The organism is Acinetobacter sp. CFCC 10889, assembly GCF_003268395.1.
Taxonomy (GTDB): domain Bacteria; phylum Pseudomonadota; class Gammaproteobacteria; order Pseudomonadales; family Moraxellaceae; genus Acinetobacter.
This window is the reverse complement of sequence record NZ_LQXQ01000003.1, coordinates 23,096-39,545: the sequence shown is the minus strand read 5'-3', so window position 1 is coordinate 39,545 and position 16,450 is coordinate 23,096. Positions and strand designations below refer to the sequence as shown.

Here is a 16,450-nt window from a genome sequence, read left to right as displayed (position 1 = left end):
AATAAACCCGCCAAGTGCGGGTTTATTTTTTAATTATTCTTCTACAATTAAAATAAATTCTTTATCGAACTTTTCCAATCCACTACGTGCAACACCTGAAATTTGAATCTTGTATTTACCTGTTCGCTGAGGAATACCTGTAATTACAGTCGTTGAATGCGCAAAAGTTGTGCCCTGATTGGCTAAAATGGTTAAACCACTGTCTTTATTCAGATCCGTTTCAATAGAAAACTTATCTTCTATAATGGCTTGCTCTTTCATTTGAATTTCTGCGTAATATTTTTGATGTAGCTTTGCTTTAGGTAAGTTTTTTGTGATAAAAATATCATCATAAAAGTAAGAACAAGCTGACAATGCAATCAAGCAAAATAAAGAGAAAGCTTTCATTTTAATTTTTCAGTTTTAGTGGATATATAATTTATACGTTTTATTAAAGTCAATCACCTGACCAAATGCACCACCTCTAAATTTACCATATATTCTAATGTCATAATCTCCTCGAATTTTAGGAGTTCCATCGATCATAATTGTATTTTTAGATAATAGATCAGACTTACCATCAACATCAATTTTCAAACCAGAATGATCAGGTAAATTTGTTCCTACCAATGTATACAGCAACTCTACATCTTCTATTTGAATAACTTCAGCATAACTTTTACCATACGTAGCGGGTGCTAAAACCGCTTTATCAAACTGTAGTTGATGATCACAACCCGTTAACACTATACTCAACATAATGGCAGAAACAAAACATCTAAGCTGCTGTACTCGCATTGCACTGCCTCATTTTCAAGCTTTAAAATGCTTTATTTCCCATCACAGTTTTTTTAATAAAATCAGCCTTTTTTCACCAAATAATGAAACTCTTTATTGCCATTTTCATCGAGTTTTTCTTCTTGTAACAACAACTCATGCCCTAAGTGCATACAAAATTTTGGAATATCCCAAGAAGTTGAATTATCCGTTGCAAAGACTTCCACAATTTCACCTGATTTGGATTTACGAATCGCTTGATGCAACATCATGACAGGTTCAGGACAACGCAAACCACGAGTATTCAACTGTATGCTCGGTGTAGGCAACTGTTCAGACATATTCATTCTCAAAATCAGGAAAATAGTGACTCGATTTTAACATAAACTCAGTTTATGAATAAGCCTTATAAATTCTGCATAAAATTCTACATAAAATCATGCAGAGTTTCATCGCTTCAACGCATTTATTCGATAGACATCTGTATTTTCTAAGGTATGATAAAAATTCGATTATTTGATATTTAGAGTCTTTAGGAAAGATCATGCACGAGGAATCAGGCACGTCGTGGGGAATGCGTGGCTTACGCAAATGGTTAGGTACAGCACCCGAAACTCGCGATGAATTGCTAAAATTAGTACAAGATTCACGTCGTTTTTTAGAACCCGATACCGTTGCTATGTTAGAAGGCGTTTTAGACCTTCCTGCAACAAAAATTCGTGAAGTCATGACCCCACGAACTGCAATGATCAGCTTACAAGAAGATGATCAATTGTTGGATATTTTGCATGTTTTGATCGAGTCTGCACATTCTCGTTTTCCTGTATTTTCAGCGGATCAACCTGAAAATGTTGTTGGTATTTTACTTGCCAAAGATCTATTACCCTACTTAACAGATCGCACGATTAAAGTCGATGTGCGCAGTATTATGCGTCAGCCTTTATTTGTACCCGAAAGTGCGCGTTCTGACCAAGTGCTACGTATGCTCAAAAATACCCAAACTCATATTGCGATTGTGATTGATGAATATGGCTCAACCGCAGGCTTGGTGACTTTAGAAGACATTTTAGAAGAAATTGTGGGAGAGATTGAGGACGAACACGACAATGTCGATGAAGAGGCTCAATTTATTCTCCCTGATCCTTCACATAACACAGCCAATACTTGGATTGTACAAGCACTTACACCAATCGAACACTTTAACAATGTTTTAGATGCTGATTTTTCTGATGATGAAGTGGAAACTATGGGCGGTCTATTGCTTCAAGAAATTGGTTTAGTGAGTGATTTACAAGGTCAAGTGGTTGAACTTGAGGCTTGGCAATTTACCATTATTGAAGCAGATGCCCGCACTATTCATCTGATTCGAGCTGTACGTAAATGAGAGCCTATTTTGACAAACTGCTAAAACCGTCAGAACAACATAAGCAACTTCCCTTTATTATTCCATTATTGATTAGTCTAGTGTCAGGTGCGGTGTTTAGTTTCGCACTCGCACCCTTTCATTGGTGGTGGTTGGCGATTTTATCACCTGCACTACTGTATGCCTGCTTAAAAGGACGTAATCCTAAACAAGCCTTGTTCTTAGGTTGGAGTTTTGGTTTTGGACTCTGGTTCGTTGGTGCATTTTGGCTCTATACCTCAATCCACACCTATGGCGATACCAACTCATTTTTAAGCGTGCTGATGATTGCTGTTATGGCAATATTAATGGGCTTGTTTACTGCAGTACAAACTTGGGCATATCGACGTTTTTTTCCCCGAAACCCCACTGACTTTTGCCCCACTTTGGGTAGCATTTGAATGGGCGAAAACATGGGTATTTACAGGTTTTCCGTGGTTATTTGCAGGTTATGCCTTCACTGAACGCTTTTTAGACGGCTATGCACCTTTATTTGGTGTATTTGCTGTATCTTTTGTTGTAATCATTCTTGCTTGTGCCTTGGTTGAGATTTTACAACGTAAATTGATTTGGATTATTCCTTCAGCCCTGTTGCTACTTGGCGCTTGGAGTGCATCATTCATTACCTTTGTGCAGCCTAAAAATGAAAAGCCACTCAGTGTTTCTTTGATTCAAGGCAATATTCCACAAGATTTGAAATGGCTCACTGAATACCAAATCAAAACCTTACAGATTTACGTTGATCTCTCTCGTAATGAATGGGGACGTGATCTCATCGTTTGGCCTGAATCTTCTATTCCACTATTCCAAAGTGATATTCCTGACTTCTTAAAGATGATGGATCAAAAAGCCAAACAAACAGGTTCGGCTTGGGTCACAGGTATTCCCTATTGGGACTTAAAAGAGTCAGAACAAGTTGGTCAGCCAATGTATTACAACAGTATGATGGCATCAGGTGCTGACTCATCTGGTTTGTATAAAAAGCAACGCTTAGTACCGTTTGGAGAATATATTCCATTATCAGGTTTTCTGAGCTGGGTACTACCCGCTTTGCAAAATGATCCTGCAATGGCTGGTTTTTCACGTGGTGACAGTGATCAGAAGCCATTTAAAATTAAAAATCATCAACTTGCAGCAGCAGTTTGCTATGAAGTTGCTTATCCAAATCTGACTCGTCGTAACGCAATCAATAGTGACTTTTTGGTCACTGTGTCTAACGATGCATGGTTTACAGGTACAGCAGGACCACAGCAACATTTACAAATGGTACAAATGCGTGCCAAAGAAAATGGACGTTGGTTTATTCGTGCCACCAATACAGGTGTGACAGCATTTATTGATCATAATGGACATATTGTTAAACAAGCGCCAATGGATCAGCAGGCTGTGCTACGTGGTGATTTACCTGCGATGCAAGGTGAAACGCTCTATACACGTTTAAGTGATTGGCCAATTTTGATCTTCTCATTGCTCTTGTTAATCGTAGGATGGATTTACCGTCCTAAACATATTGATGTCAGTTTTAAATCTAGACGATAAATTCAGAAGCCTCTCTTAGAGAGGTTTTTTATCACCTATAATAATTTTGTACCTAATGGCACATCTGTATCAGGCACACACAGTGCCACATGACCCTCTACATTATGAAAACCTGTCACTAAACATTCTGACTGAATAGAACCAATCTGTTTTTTCGGAAAATTGACCACCGCAATCACTAACTTTCCCACCAAACTGTCTGGCTGATACAAATCTGTAATTTGTGCACTGGATTTTTTAATGCCAATCTCAGTGCCAAAATCAACATGCAGAATATAAGCAGGCTTACGTGCTTTGGCAAAAACTTCTGCGGATACGATTTTTCCTACACGTAATTCTACTTTTAAAAAATCATTCCATTCAATTTCTTGCATCATTTCACCTTATTTTCATTTTTAAACTTCACTGTGCTATTTTAAAGCATGAGAAAAATAAAACCTGAGGCAAAACGGACAAACAATCATGTTAAATGGACAATGTTTATGTAGCAGTGTGCAATTTCAAATTGCACAAAATGATTTTGAAATGATTTATCAATGTCATTGTAGCCTATGCCGCAAACAATCAGGAACACATGCCAATCATGCAAGCATGGTCAAAGTTGAAAATTTTGCATGGAAAAATGGGCAAACTGACATCAAAACCTATAAAAAGGACACAGGATTCACCTCATCTTTTTGTCAAAACTGTGGCTCACCTGTGTCCAATCTCATCGGACAACATCCCTATATGTGGATTCCACTTGGTTTGATTGACAGTGGTATTCAGCCAAAGCTGCGTTTAGATTTTTGTATGACTTCACGGACAAATTGGGAGGAAACAGCACAACATAGCCAATATGCTGAACTTCCAACATGGGATGAGTTAAAAGATTTTTTTAAACTTGGATCATGATTTTGATTTCAAGGCAAAATATTTTATATCTCATTAAAATGAAAAATGCTGATGATGCACCTGTATCATCAGCATTCAAATTTGGTTTTCACACTCAAAATCTTAAATTTGTGCTGCTAAATAAGACAACATCCCTGCCAAAAACAACATCGGCAAATGACGATAGACTTTCACTAAAACAACATCAAACTTTGATAAATCATCGAGATTAAATGTAGACACTGTAGCATTTAAAGCCTGATAAAAACTGATAATAGCAACTGCACTAAAAACACTCAGACCTAAAAAGCCCATCATAATTTGGCTACTTGCATCGAGGTCTTGCCATACATTTAAAAATACTTGACTCATTGGCAATAGGCTCAAAATCAAAAGAACAGATTTGAGCATAGACCAATGAAATTGGTTAATTTCATCTGATAAAAATAATGCTTTCATCTTATTCTCCTAGCAATTTAGTTGCCTTTAAAGAACATTATGCAAGCTTTTAAATAAATAAAAAGTCTATTTTTATCCATCATTTAACTTTCTTGTAACTATTAAATATGGGAATAATTCTTATTATATCTCTCAACAAATAAATTTTTATTTTATTTCTTATTATCAATAACTTAATATTAAATTTAGAATCAAGAAAGATTATCACTTCACTTCATATTTATTAACTCGATCAAGTGAAGTGATTATTTCCATGACTGTTTTATTTAAGGCGTATAATAAATATCTGCATCATTGCCTTCACCACCTTGTTTTCCATCTGCACCAAATGAATATAAATCAAATGGGCGACCTTCAGAACCAGGAATAACATATTGCACATCATTTTCCCAACTGTCTTTTGGATAGCCACCTTTCAAATAACCATCTGGCATCCAATTCTTTGCAGTTGCAGGCTTATTAATTAAAGCATCTAAACCACCTTCTTGGCTATTTGGAAAGTGCCCATTGTCCAATTTATATTGGTCTAAAGCACCCGCAACACCTTTTAGAGTAATTTTTGTGGTATCGACTTTGGCTTTTTCACCACGTCCCATCACATTCGGTACAATCAATGCTGCCAACACACCTAAGATTACAATCACTACCATGACTTCGATCAGTGTAAAACCCGATTGTTTACTTCTATTCATTTTACCTTGCATTGAAATTCTCTCTTCACACAATTCATTATAAAATAATTAAATTCTTGGCTTAAATCATATTGTTCATATTGACGATTGGCAACATCACAGCGATCACAATCACCAAAACAATACCTGCCATAAACACCAACATCAACGGCTCAAGCAGTGCCAATAAAGTTGAAATAAAAGCACTGACTTCACGATCTTGCATATCTGAGGCTCGTGCTAACATGCGATCAAGCTCACCCGATGCTTCACCACTTTTAATCATTTGCACCATCATCGGTGGGAAATAACCACAACGTTCTAATTGTGTTGCTAAATTTCCACCCTCAGTAACTTTCTCGGCTGCAATATTTACCGCATCTCGAATGACCCAATTACTACTCACAGCTGCACCAATCTTCAAAGCATCCACTAAGGGAACACCTGACTGAGTTAAAATCGACAAGGTACTGGCAAAACGTGCTGAATTTATACCACGTGATAATTTACCAAATAATGGCAATCTGAGCGTTAAACGATCAAAGGCATAATGTCCTGCACTGGTTTTTAAAAAACGAACCAGTACAAAAGTACCCAATACGCTTGCCACCAAAACAAAAGGCCATGAGGTGCGAATAAAATCACTGGCTTTCATTAAAACCACTGTAATCCACGGTAAGGCTTGTTTACTTTGATCAAATGTTTTGACAATATCTGGCACGACGTAAGTCATCAAGCCCATCACAATCCCAAAAGACATCAGCATCAAAATGATGGGGTAAATCATTGCACCTTGTACTTTCTTTTGCATGGCAAAACGGTTTTCGGTGTAATCCGACAACTGATCTAAGATCAAATCCAAATGCCCTGAACGCTCTCCTGCTGCCACAGTCGCAATATACAAGTCAGGAAAACTTCCTGACTGTTGCATGGCTTGTGCCAAAGAATGCCCTTCTAAAACTTTAGAACGCACAGCCAACAGTAAATTTTGCACATGGGCTTTTTCACTTTGTTTGGCAACTGCTCGTAAGGCTTCTTCTAGAGGAATCGAGGCAGCAACCAATACAGACAACTGACGCGTCATCAGCGCCAATTCATAGGCTGAGAATTTTTTTTGAAATAATCCTGTACTTTTGCTTTTATCTTTTTGCTCAACAGCATCAACCGTAACAGGAATCCATTCTTTGTCCCGCAATTGTTGTCGAATCTGGCGTGCTGAATCTCCCTCTAACACACCTTTTTGTTGCTTTCCTGAAGCATCAATAGCAGTAAATTGATATGCTGGCATTATAATGCTCTAGTTTTCCAAAATTCTTGTCTCTTAGCAGTTGCATAAGACCCTTAAAATCATTCATATTCTAAGCAATTATTCAAAGATCTTCATGACTGCTACACTCTACCATACGCTCAACACTACACGATACTTTTTCATTCAAGTGTAATTGATAATTTATGCCAAACTCTGAAAATGTCACCCTATCCATGCCTGAATCCCTCATCTACCGTGTACGTGTTGCTGTACCTGTATTTTTATATGATTGCTTTGACTATAAGGTCACGGCTGAACAATATACTCAAGCCGATGTAGGAATGCGTGTGGTTGTGTCTTTTGGACGACAAAAACTCGTGGCGATCATTACTGAAAAACTTGCTGTAGATGCTCCACTTGATCCACGCTTTCAACTCAAGTTTATCACTGAGTTTTTAGACGATCGAGGGATTCTAAATGACAAAGTTTTAAGTTTATTGACATGGGCAGCGCAATATTATCAATTCCCAATTGGTGAAGTGATGCAAACTGCATTACCCACTTTATTACGTCAAGGCAAACCCTACAATCTACTGGCACGCATTTGGAAAGTTTTAGATTTAAAGGCTGAAGACAAAGTAAAACGCTCTGAAAAACAACAAGAAGCCTATAAAATTTTAAAATTACATCCTAAAGGTACACAAGAAAATATTTTAAATCTGAGTGGTATCGAAACTGCGACTTTAAAAGCCTTAGAAAAGAAAGAAATTATTGTTTGTGATTTAGAACCTCAAAACTTTAAACCAGAGCCGATCAGCTTGGCACAAATGCCACTTACTCCAAATGAAGAACAAAAAAAAGCCATTCAAACTATTTTAAAAGCACAAAAAAAATATCAAGGCTTTTTGCTTGATGGTTTAACAGGGAGTGGTAAAACTGAAGTCTATTTACAAGTCATGTACGAAGTTCTAAAGCAAGGCAAACAAGTGCTGGTACTCGTTCCTGAAATTGGCTTAACCCCACAAACTGTTAGCCGTTTTCAATCTCGTTTTCATTGTAATATTGCTCTACTCCATTCAGGCTTAAACGACACTAAACGCTTGCAAGCATGGCAGCATACCGAAACAGGCAAAGCCTCAATTATCTTAGGTACCCGTTCTGCGATCTTCACACCTATGCCAAATTTGGGTTTGATTATTTTGGATGAAGAACATGATCTTTCTTTTAAGCAACAAGAAGGTTTTCGCTATCATGCCCGAGATGTCGCCTTATATCGGGCACATTTGGAAAACTGCCCAATTATCTTAGGTTCTGCCACACCAAGCATTGATAGCTACTTTTTAGCACAACAAGGCAAACTTACACGTTTAGAATTAAACCAACGTGCAGGCACAGCCGTCATGCCAAAAATGCACGTTATTGATTTAAAAATCAGTAAAAAAACCGCAGGTTTAAGCGAACAATTAATCAGTGAAATCGGCAAACGTTTAGAGAAAAAAGAACAAGTTTTAATTTTCCTGAATCGGCGTGGTTATGCCCCTGTACTGATCTGTGAAAGTTGTGGTTGGCAAGCCAATTGCCCACATTGTGATGCTCATTTTACGCTACATTTAAAACCATATTCACATTTGCATTGCCACCATTGCGGTACGATCAATCGCTTACCTGATGCCTGTCCTGAGTGCAACCAGAACACCTTAAAACCGATTGGTATGGGAACAGCCAAAGTTGAAGAAGCGCTCAATGAACTGTTTCCAAAGTATCCTGTACTGCGTGTGGATCGTGATTCGACCAGTCGAGTTGGTAGTTGGCAGCGGATTTATGATCAAATCCAAAAAAGTGAACCGACTATTTTACTAGGTACACAAATGCTAGCAAAAGGTCATCATTTTCCTTATGTGACTTTGGTGGCGATTTTAGATATTGATGCAGGCTTGCTCAGTGTTGATTTTCGTGCAACCGAACGTACAGCACAGTTGATCGTACAAGTTGCAGGGCGTTCGGGACGTGGTGAGAAAAAAGGTGATGTATATTTACAAACCTTAAGACCTGAGCATCCGTTGCTGAATATATTACTGGATGAAAATTATCGAGCATTTGCCAAACAAACCTTAGCAGACCGAAAAATCGCCCAAATGCCACCTTACCGTTATGCGATTTTGCTGCGCTGTGAGTCAAAAAGTCAGGATGACAATCAAAAATTTCTGACGGAAATGACCCAACAATTACGACATAATACTGAGGAAAATTTGATTGATATTTGGGGACCGATTCCTGCACCGATGGAACGTAAAGCAGGTCGTTATCAAGCGCATGTTGTGTTGTTATCGCATGATCGTGCCAAGATGCATTTTTATATTCGTCAGTGGTGGCAATACGTACTTCAGCAAAAACCATCTCAAATGAAACTAACGATTGATGTTGATCCGCAAGAGTTAAGTTAATGTTGATATCAAAATAGCTTCCGATTTATCAGCTTTAATACCATTGCTGCTATCACGTGAAGCGACATGGGTGTCGCTATGTTGGGACAAGGTTCAGGGATGAACCTTTGTTCCAACAAAAGGGTTTTGTTACTTTTGCCCTGTCAAAAGTCAGGCATCGCCTACACAAATTCATCTAAATTGTTCAATAAAATATGGGGCTGTGCTAAAAATTGATCTTCATTTAATTTTATAAAATGCGCACGGTGATTTAAAAAATCTAAAATGGCTTGTTTGTACAAATTTTCATTACACTCTTTTTCATACAATATCATCAATCTAACAACAGCGTACCCATGAATACTCAGTCTCAGTAAAAATACTGAGTCGCTTTCAAAATCAAGGTACAATTTCCAAAGTAAAAAAATTAGGACAGGTCAATGTCACCGTTATTACAAATAACGCTTTTTCTAGGTGCAGCATTAATACTGGTACCCTTAGGCAAAAAATTTGGTATTGCTACGGTACTTGGCTATCTCTTTACAGGGATTTTACTTGGTCCGAGTGCTTTTAACATTGCCAGTGATCCAGAAGAAATCATGCATCTTGCTGAATTTGGCGTGATTTTACTGATGTTTCTGATTGGGCTAGAACTTCGCCCACAGCGTTTATGGGAAATGCGTCAATCCATCTTTGTGATGGGAAGTTTACAAGTTGTCGTGACAGGCATTGTGTTGATGGGTACTGTATTTTTATTGTTACAACAATCACTTTCTGCCAGTTTTGTCATTGGTTTTGCCTTAGCACTCTCCTCTACTGCATTTGTACTGCAACTCTTATCTGAAAAACAACAACTAAACACCACACATGGTCAGCAGTCCTTTTCGATTTTACTGTTCCAAGATATTGCCGCTATTCCTTTGCTTGCTGTGATTCCACTATTATCAGGCAATTCCACCACCCATCATGGTGTTGCCTATTTCGCAGCAATCATTGCAACTTTCACAGGACTGTTTTTGTTTAGTCGTTATGTCATGCGTCCATTTTTCCGATTCGTTGCTAAAAGTGGTGCAACTGAGCTTTTGACTGCTGTCGGTTTATTCATTGTTTTGGCTGTCGTATTACTGATGGATACTTTGGGCATCAGTACGACTTTAGGTGCATTTTTAACGGGTGTGCTGTTGGCGGATTCTGAGTTCCGTCATGAAATTGAAGCCAGTATTACGCCATTTAAAGGCTTATTGCTTGGTTTATTTTTTATGACAGTAGGCATGACCACACAACTGAATTTGTTGGTTGATATTCCACTGCAAATCATCGGTGCTGCACTGCTGTTAATCATAATTAAAATGATCACAATGACCGCCATCGCCCGATTTAAAAAAATGAGTTGGTCAAATAGTTTGATGGTGGCGACGTGTTTGGCACAAGGTGGGGAATTTGCTTTTGTTGTACTGAATGTTGCCAAAAGTGAAAAAGTTCTCAGTGCTGCAATTGCTGAACCAATTACTTTGGTTGTGACGCTGTCAATGGTCTTTACACCTATCGTCTTTTGGCTTGTCGGAACATTTATTCTTCCTTTATTGAATAAATCACAACCACCTGATTATGATGACATTCCAAATCAACACCCGCCATTGATCATTGCAGGTTTTGGGCGTGTTGGGCAAATTGTGGCACGTTTGGCACACATGCAACATTTTCCATTTACAGCGATTGACCATAGCTTACAAAAAATAGATTTTGTTCGACGTTATGGCGGTACATTGTATTATGGTGATGTCACTTTGCCTGATATTTTACGTGCAGCAGGGATTGAGGAAGCCAAAGTTTTTGTATTAGCCATTGATGATGTGGAAGATTCAATGAATGTGGCACGTCATATACGCTTAAATTACCCGCAATTAACCTTGCTTGTACGTGCCCGTGATCGTTATCACATGCATTTATTACGTGACTTGGGTGTGAAACATATTTGGCGTGAGACTTACTTAACTTCTTTAGGCATGGGTTATCGGACGTTATGTGAATTAGGCTTGGACAAGTCTGCAGCGTATGACAGCATTGAATTGTTCCGAAATTATGATGAAGAACTACTTTCTCGTCAGCAGCGTATTTATACCGATGAGCAAAAAGTCTATGAAAGTTATCGTGATTTTATTTCTGAACTTGAGCATTTATTTGAAAGTGATGCTGATGCTGCACAGCAAGATCCTGAACAATTTAAAGATAATCCAGACTTAGATGAATCAGGTTTAGAACGTAAAACCGTTTTGGCTCACCATCCTGACCGAATCAATGTCAGTGATGAAACTAAAAACTCATCTGATATTCAGCAATAAATGGCTTGTGATTTAAAATATCGTCACCATTTAAACAGGGATTTGGAGAATTTTATGACTGATTTACGTCAACGTTTTTATATTGAAGATAGTCCTGTTCGTGGTGAAGTAGTACATCTTGAAACTGCACTACAAACCATTTTAGCGCAGCGAGAATATGCACCCGCAGTACAAGTCCTACTGGGTGAAATGCTCAGTGCAACAGCTTTACTTGCCAGTACTTTAAAAATTAAAGGACGAATCAGCTTACAAATTCAAGCGCAAGGTACATTTAAATGGGCAATGGCAGAATGCAACCATCTAGGTGAAGTACGTGCCCTTGCTGATTATGAGGAAGACCCACGTTTTATGCAGGGTGAAAGCAGCAGTACGGTACTTGCAGCACTTAACTCAGCAGTCTTGTTTATCAATATCGAACCTGAGTTTGGTGAACGTTATCAAGGTATTGTCGCTTTAGAGAAGCCAACCCTAGCAGGTTGTTTAATGCAATATTATGATTTGTCTGCACAAATTCCAACACGTATTGTATTAGCCAGTAATGCAACTCGTTCTGGTGGTTTACTGATTCAATTATTACCTCGTAATAATGAAGAAGAACAGCAACGTGTTGATGAAGACCTCTGGCCTCGCCTGACCATGTTGACTGAAACTTTAAAAGCTGACGAACTGACTGAATTAGATGCACAAGACATTTTGTATCGTTTATACAATGAAGAAGAAGTGCGTTTACCTGAAGTTGAACAGCTCAAGTTTGCCTGCACATGTTCACGTGAAAAATGTGCCAATGCACTCATTCAAATTGGCTTAGATGCAGTAAAAGAAACCTTAGAAATCAATAATCCAATTGAAATGGATTGCCAATTCTGTAACAAACGCTATATCTTTACTGCAAAAGATGCTTTGAGTTTATTTGGTGAACATTTAAGTTAAATGTTTTAAACATTTGATTAAAATTTATATTGCTTTTTCTCCTAAAAAGAGTAAACCTAAGTTTGCTCTTTTTATTACAACAATGATATTGGAGGATAAAATGTTAAAAAAATCACTACTTTTACTGAGCTTAATGTGTTCTACATCTCTATTTGCAGCAACAGATATTGTCGGAAAATGGCGAACTGTTGATGATAAAACTGGAGATTCACGTGCTGATGTGCGCATCGTTAAAAATAGCGATGGAACTTATTCAGGGAAAATTTTTGAAATCCGCCCCATTGCAGATAAACCTTTAGAGCCCAATTGTAAGAACTGCAAAGGTGATTTGAAAAACAAACCTTATGTTGGTATGCAAATATTTTGGAATTTTAAGCAAGATCCTAAAAATCCTAATGAATATAAAAATGGACAAGTGCTTGATCCACTCTCAGGCAATGTTTACCAAAGTAAAGTTAAAGTGAATGATAAAGGTACACGTTTGACCGTACGTGGTTATATTGGTGTTTCAATGTTAGGGCGTTCGGCAACATGGATTCGCCTACCAGACTAAATATCACCAAGTAAGTTAAATCTATGGGATTAAAGTTTGTATTGATTTTTTAAATCTGATCATGTTATTTGATTAAGAACAATACAAGCTTTAATTTAAAATCAAAATCACTAAATATTTCACATTATAAATAAACAATAAAATCAAAACCTTATCACCACACTCCAATTTTAATAGGTCTTTTAAAAGTACTTTGATAGCTTTTGAAACAATATCTGCACCAAGTCACTCTTTTATCTTTGCCCAAAATGGCATATTAATGAATGAAATCAAGATCAAAAATGATATCAACTATGGCAAAAAATTATTATGAAGAACTTGGTGTTGCCAGAGATGCAACACCTGAACAGATCAAAAAAGCATACCGAAAATTAGCACGTAAATATCATCCTGATGTCAGTAAAGAAGCCGATGCTGAGGAAAGAATGCAAGCGATTAATGTGGCATACGACACATTAAGCAATGAAGAAAAGAAAAAACAATACGATTTTGAGCTTGATCATCCTCAAGGCTTTACAGGTGGTGGTTTTGGCGGTCAAGCTAGTGGACAAAGTGGCTTTGATGGCAGTCAGTTCTATCGCTCTAGTGGTCAATCCAATGCTCAAGACTTCAGTGGTTTTGAAGATCTATTTGGTCGTTTTGGTGGTGGTTTTGGTGGTGGTCGCCAACAAGAATATGATCAAAGAAGTTCACAGCAACGAAGTTATAAAGGCGAAGACCAACATGCCAGTATAGACGTTCCAATTCAGGTAGCATATGAAGGCTCAACCCAAACGATCACCCTACAAATTCCAACGTATAATGCCTATGGTGAACCTGAAGTCCAACGCAAAACCTTACAAGTAAAAATTCCCAAAGGTATGAAAGAAGGACAGCAAATTCGCCTTTCTAAACAAGGACAAGCAGGGATCAATGGTGGTGAAAATGGTGACCTATATATTGAAATACGCTATCAAGATACTGATCGAATTCGTGTCGAAGATGCGGACGTTTATTACACTGTAGATATCACACCTTGGGAAGCAGCACTTGGACAAAGCATCGAACTCAATACACCTGCAGGTAAAATCCAAGTCAATATCCCTAAAAATGCCAAACAAAATCAACAATTACGCTTAAAAGACAAAGGAATTCCAAATAAAACTGCAGGACACTTATATCTCATTTTAAATATCGTTTACCCAAAAGCTGATACTGCCCAAGAGCAACAAGCCTACCAAGACTATGCCAGTGCTTTTCCAAACTTTAAAGCTCGATAAGCTTTCGACATCTTAAAGGAGCAACATATGACAACTATACATTACCGTGAAATTGTCAGTAACGGCTGTCAAGACGCTGAAATCGTTGATGAACGATTATGTTTTGATTTAACCCATTTTGCCCAAGCCTGTGGTCAGAGCCCAGAATGGGTATTGCAACTACTCGAATATGATATTTTAACAGCACGACCAGAAGATCGTATTCACCAGTTTTTTGGTGAAGATGTCACACGTGCACGGCGTGCATATCGACTGCAACGTGATTTTGAAGCCAGTTTTTCAGCTGTTGCAATGATGATGGATTTGATTGATGAGGTTCAACAATTGCGCAAACAAGTTAAGCAGGTTCACTATTAATTTGATTAATTCATTTCAAATTGTTAAATACAGATGACAGGTTAATATTTAACCTGTCATGATAGTCCTCTTATACAATCAAAACTGGTACTAAGAGGTTATCTATCCTGATGAATTCAAAAGTTATCAATAAGAAAATCAAATATATGTTCCCTGAGCATAGTGAACTTGTGAACACCCTAAAAGATAACAATCCTCGATTTGCTAAGCTCTTTCAAGAGCATGATGAATTAGACAAAACCATCACGCATTTAGAACTCGATCCGATCAATCATATCCATGATGACATCGAGATTTTAAAGCGCAAAAAACTTAAAATTAAAGATGAGCTTTATCTACTTTTGCAAAAAGCATCTGTACTTACAGGCAAATAGCATAGTCTGAAATTATTTCAATTTAGTGATTTTTTCGACTTCTTTCATCGTTTGTTTAATGGGCTCATAGTCTAAAAACCACAGCAGATTGACGTGTTGATTTTTATGTTGTTGCGCCAACATATCAATCACACTTCTTTCGCCACGCCCCACCAAATGTCGACGATAGAAATAAACCAATAAAGCAATGGTACAGATCAACATACTAGATAACATGATCCAAAAACCAATTGGACTTTTCAATCCTGGAATAAACTCAAAGTTCATCCCATAAATACCCGTCAGCAATGTGAGCGGTGCAAAAACTGCGGTAATAATTGCAAGAATTCGCATATTTTCATTGGTTTGATTGGCTATCGCTGAAAAATGTAAATCAATCGCTGCCTGAATCGCACTACTCAAACGTGATGTATACTTTTGAATACGCTCAACATGGCTATTTAAATCATCAACACGTACCAACATTAAATCTTGCTTATCTGCCTTTTTCTTGCCTTTAAAATGAGAATAATTATCCACGATTTCATCACGTAGTTCCTGCAAAGCATCTATTTGTTCTTCGCATAGATTTTCAATTTGTTGAAAAACCATCATTTCTTGAAAAAGTTGATGCCATTGTGCAAAACGTCGATTGCCTTGCAATAAATCTTGTTGCCAATATTCCACCCGTCGTGTTAATGGTTTTCTTAAATCTAAATAGCCATCTATCATCGTATTGAGTAAACGCAAAGCCAGATCTAAAGGCGTAGAGGGTAATTTTCTTGGCTTATTTTGCTCCTCAAAATCTTTGCTCATGATATTCATGATCCGATTGAGATAGCTTTCAAATGCATGATTGCCCTTTTCATGAATACTAATCAAAACTTGTGGCGTGATCACAAAACTTACAGGTGTTGAAGTCAGACCAAAAACACTTTCATGTTGTTCAACTGCCATTTCATCACTATTAATATGATCATCTGGCGTAATCAACTTGCGAAAAATCAACAAATCATAGTCTTCCATCGCATCAAATGCGCATGGATGCTCTAGATTTAAAATGTCACGAATATGATATTCATTTAAATAAATACCTGTTAATTCTAAAATTTCTTTTTGCCAATGCTCACTACGATTGACCACATCTTCACGGGTACAATCAATCCAGATAAATTGCTGTTCAGCATGAGGATTAGACTGGTTTTGAATACAAATATTGCTTTGTTCTTGGGATTGAAAAAAATAAAAAGTTTGCATACATCATTATCTCAAGCGCCGTTTTTT

Annotated in this window: 17 protein-coding genes and 1 pseudogene; 10 read left to right on the top strand and 8 right to left on the bottom strand. The window is 37.6% G+C overall.

Going from position 1 to position 16,450, the window contains the following annotated elements:
- Positions 1 to 33 precede the first annotated feature (33 nt).
- The 3 genes from AVJ19_RS22415 to tusA form a co-directional block, all read right to left on the bottom strand.
- Positions 34 to 387 carry a hypothetical protein gene (locus AVJ19_RS22415; protein ID WP_228203259.1) on the bottom strand — a complete coding sequence of 118 codons (354 nt, stop codon included), beginning with the start codon at positions 385 to 387 and terminating at the stop codon, positions 34 to 36.
- A gap of 15 nt (positions 388 to 402) precedes the next feature.
- On the bottom strand, positions 403 to 777 hold the full coding sequence (locus AVJ19_RS01410) for a hypothetical protein (protein WP_111858055.1): 375 nt from the start codon (positions 775 to 777) through the stop codon (positions 403 to 405).
- Between the two features lie 62 nt (positions 778 to 839).
- Positions 840 to 1,097, bottom strand: coding sequence for a sulfurtransferase TusA (gene tusA / locus AVJ19_RS01405; protein ID WP_111858054.1), 258 nt, complete (start codon positions 1,095 to 1,097; stop codon positions 840 to 842).
- Positions 1,098 to 1,300: 203 nt separating this feature from the next.
- On the opposite strand from tusA, the gene AVJ19_RS01400 reads away from it, so the two are divergent.
- Both AVJ19_RS01400 and lnt read left to right on the top strand, forming a co-directional pair.
- On the top strand, positions 1,301 to 2,140 hold the full coding sequence (locus AVJ19_RS01400; protein ID WP_111858053.1) for an HlyC/CorC family transporter: 840 nt from the start codon (positions 1,301 to 1,303) through the stop codon (positions 2,138 to 2,140).
- Positions 2,137 to 3,697, top strand: a pseudogene (lnt, locus tag AVJ19_RS01395) (apolipoprotein N-acyltransferase). Before AVJ19_RS01400 ends, lnt begins: the two are co-directional and overlap by 4 nt.
- A gap of 35 nt (positions 3,698 to 3,732) precedes the next feature.
- On the opposite strand, the gene AVJ19_RS01390 reads toward lnt, so the two are convergent.
- Positions 3,733 to 4,071 carry a tRNA-binding protein gene (locus AVJ19_RS01390; protein ID WP_111858052.1) on the bottom strand — a complete coding sequence of 113 codons (339 nt, stop codon included), beginning with the start codon at positions 4,069 to 4,071 and terminating at the stop codon, positions 3,733 to 3,735.
- A gap of 88 nt (positions 4,072 to 4,159) precedes the next feature.
- Here AVJ19_RS01390 and AVJ19_RS01385 point away from each other — a divergent pair, with 88 nt between their 5' ends.
- On the top strand, positions 4,160 to 4,591 hold the full coding sequence (locus AVJ19_RS01385) for a GFA family protein (protein ID WP_111858051.1): 432 nt from the start codon (positions 4,160 to 4,162) through the stop codon (positions 4,589 to 4,591).
- A gap of 102 nt (positions 4,592 to 4,693) precedes the next feature.
- On the opposite strand, the gene AVJ19_RS01380 is transcribed toward AVJ19_RS01385, so the two are convergent.
- The 3 genes from AVJ19_RS01380 to gspF all read right to left on the bottom strand — a co-directional run bounded on the left by AVJ19_RS01380 (position 4,694) and on the right by gspF (position 6,988).
- Positions 4,694 to 5,029, bottom strand: coding sequence for a hypothetical protein (locus tag AVJ19_RS01380; RefSeq protein ID WP_111858050.1), 336 nt, complete (start codon positions 5,027 to 5,029; stop codon positions 4,694 to 4,696).
- Between the two features lie 266 nt (positions 5,030 to 5,295).
- The gene (gspG, locus tag AVJ19_RS01375) at positions 5,296 to 5,733 is read right to left on the bottom strand and encodes a type II secretion system major pseudopilin GspG (protein ID WP_111858049.1); all 438 of its coding nucleotides are present in this window, start codon (positions 5,731 to 5,733) and stop codon (positions 5,296 to 5,298) included.
- 49 nt (positions 5,734 to 5,782) lie between these two features.
- Entirely contained in the window at positions 5,783 to 6,988 is a 1,206-nt protein-coding gene (gspF, locus tag AVJ19_RS01370; protein ID WP_111858048.1) for a type II secretion system inner membrane protein GspF, read from the bottom strand.
- Between the two features lie 194 nt (positions 6,989 to 7,182).
- Between gspF and AVJ19_RS01365 the strand changes: the two genes are divergently transcribed.
- From AVJ19_RS01365 to AVJ19_RS01335, 7 genes are all read left to right on the top strand, one after another.
- The gene (locus AVJ19_RS01365; RefSeq protein ID WP_111858149.1) at positions 7,183 to 9,393 is read left to right on the top strand and encodes a primosomal protein N'; all 2,211 of its coding nucleotides are present in this window, start codon (positions 7,183 to 7,185) and stop codon (positions 9,391 to 9,393) included.
- A gap of 419 nt (positions 9,394 to 9,812) precedes the next feature.
- Positions 9,813 to 11,714 (top strand): monovalent cation:proton antiporter-2 (CPA2) family protein, encoded by a 1,902-nt coding sequence (locus tag AVJ19_RS01360; RefSeq protein WP_111858047.1) that lies wholly within the window; start codon positions 9,813 to 9,815, stop codon positions 11,712 to 11,714.
- 54 nt (positions 11,715 to 11,768) lie between these two features.
- Positions 11,769 to 12,644 carry an Hsp33 family molecular chaperone HslO gene (locus AVJ19_RS01355; RefSeq protein WP_111858046.1) on the top strand — a complete coding sequence of 292 codons (876 nt, stop codon included), beginning with the start codon at positions 11,769 to 11,771 and terminating at the stop codon, positions 12,642 to 12,644.
- A gap of 100 nt (positions 12,645 to 12,744) precedes the next feature.
- Entirely contained in the window at positions 12,745 to 13,197 is a 453-nt protein-coding gene (locus AVJ19_RS01350) for a DUF2147 domain-containing protein (RefSeq protein ID WP_111858045.1), read from the top strand.
- 293 nt (positions 13,198 to 13,490) lie between these two features.
- Positions 13,491 to 14,456 carry a DnaJ C-terminal domain-containing protein gene (locus AVJ19_RS01345; RefSeq protein WP_111858044.1) on the top strand — a complete coding sequence of 322 codons (966 nt, stop codon included), beginning with the start codon at positions 13,491 to 13,493 and terminating at the stop codon, positions 14,454 to 14,456.
- A 27-nt stretch (positions 14,457 to 14,483) separates the two neighbouring features.
- Positions 14,484 to 14,813: a chaperone modulator CbpM gene (locus AVJ19_RS01340; protein ID WP_111858043.1), complete on the top strand. Its 330-nt coding sequence runs from the start codon at positions 14,484 to 14,486 to the stop codon at positions 14,811 to 14,813.
- A 110-nt stretch (positions 14,814 to 14,923) separates the two neighbouring features.
- Positions 14,924 to 15,187: a YdcH family protein gene (locus tag AVJ19_RS01335; RefSeq protein ID WP_111858042.1), complete on the top strand. Its 264-nt coding sequence runs from the start codon at positions 14,924 to 14,926 to the stop codon at positions 15,185 to 15,187.
- Positions 15,188 to 15,199: 12 nt separating this feature from the next.
- On the opposite strand, the gene AVJ19_RS01330 is transcribed toward AVJ19_RS01335, so the two are convergent.
- Complete coding sequence (locus AVJ19_RS01330) at positions 15,200 to 16,423, bottom strand: magnesium transporter CorA family protein (protein WP_111858041.1); 1,224 nt, start codon at positions 16,421 to 16,423, stop codon at positions 15,200 to 15,202.
- Between the last annotated feature and the right edge of the window lie 27 nt (positions 16,424 to 16,450).

What these genes read in the sequence shown, in the direction of transcription:
- AVJ19_RS01350 (WP_111858045.1), top strand. Translation starts at nt 12,745, where the DNA reads ATGTTAAAAAAATCACTACTTTTACTGAGCTTAATGTGTTCTACATCT.
- AVJ19_RS01335 (WP_111858042.1), top strand. Translation starts at nt 14,924, where the DNA reads ATGAATTCAAAAGTTATCAATAAGAAAATCAAATATATGTTCCCTGAG.
- tusA (WP_111858054.1), bottom strand. Translation starts at nt 1,097, where the DNA reads ATGTCTGAACAGTTGCCTACACCGAGCATACAGTTGAATACTCGTGGT.
- gspG (WP_111858049.1), bottom strand. Translation starts at nt 5,733, where the DNA reads ATGCAAGGTAAAATGAATAGAAGTAAACAATCGGGTTTTACACTGATC.
- gspF (WP_111858048.1), bottom strand. Translation starts at nt 6,988, where the DNA reads ATGCCAGCATATCAATTTACTGCTATTGATGCTTCAGGAAAGCAACAA.
- AVJ19_RS01410 (WP_111858055.1), bottom strand. Translation starts at nt 777, where the DNA reads ATGCGAGTACAGCAGCTTAGATGTTTTGTTTCTGCCATTATGTTGAGT.
- AVJ19_RS01340 (WP_111858043.1), top strand. Translation starts at nt 14,484, where the DNA reads ATGACAACTATACATTACCGTGAAATTGTCAGTAACGGCTGTCAAGAC.
- AVJ19_RS01355 (WP_111858046.1), top strand. Translation starts at nt 11,769, where the DNA reads ATGACTGATTTACGTCAACGTTTTTATATTGAAGATAGTCCTGTTCGT.
- AVJ19_RS01345 (WP_111858044.1), top strand. Translation starts at nt 13,491, where the DNA reads ATGGCAAAAAATTATTATGAAGAACTTGGTGTTGCCAGAGATGCAACA.
- AVJ19_RS01390 (WP_111858052.1), bottom strand. Translation starts at nt 4,071, where the DNA reads ATGCAAGAAATTGAATGGAATGATTTTTTAAAAGTAGAATTACGTGTA.
- AVJ19_RS01365 (WP_111858149.1), top strand. Translation starts at nt 7,183, where the DNA reads ATGCCTGAATCCCTCATCTACCGTGTACGTGTTGCTGTACCTGTATTT.
- AVJ19_RS01385 (WP_111858051.1), top strand. Translation starts at nt 4,160, where the DNA reads ATGTTAAATGGACAATGTTTATGTAGCAGTGTGCAATTTCAAATTGCA.
- AVJ19_RS01360 (WP_111858047.1), top strand. Translation starts at nt 9,813, where the DNA reads ATGTCACCGTTATTACAAATAACGCTTTTTCTAGGTGCAGCATTAATA.
- AVJ19_RS01330 (WP_111858041.1), bottom strand. Translation starts at nt 16,423, where the DNA reads ATGCAAACTTTTTATTTTTTTCAATCCCAAGAACAAAGCAATATTTGT.
- AVJ19_RS22415 (WP_228203259.1), bottom strand. Translation starts at nt 387, where the DNA reads ATGAAAGCTTTCTCTTTATTTTGCTTGATTGCATTGTCAGCTTGTTCT.
- AVJ19_RS01400 (WP_111858053.1), top strand. Translation starts at nt 1,301, where the DNA reads ATGCACGAGGAATCAGGCACGTCGTGGGGAATGCGTGGCTTACGCAAA.
- AVJ19_RS01380 (WP_111858050.1), bottom strand. Translation starts at nt 5,029, where the DNA reads ATGAAAGCATTATTTTTATCAGATGAAATTAACCAATTTCATTGGTCT.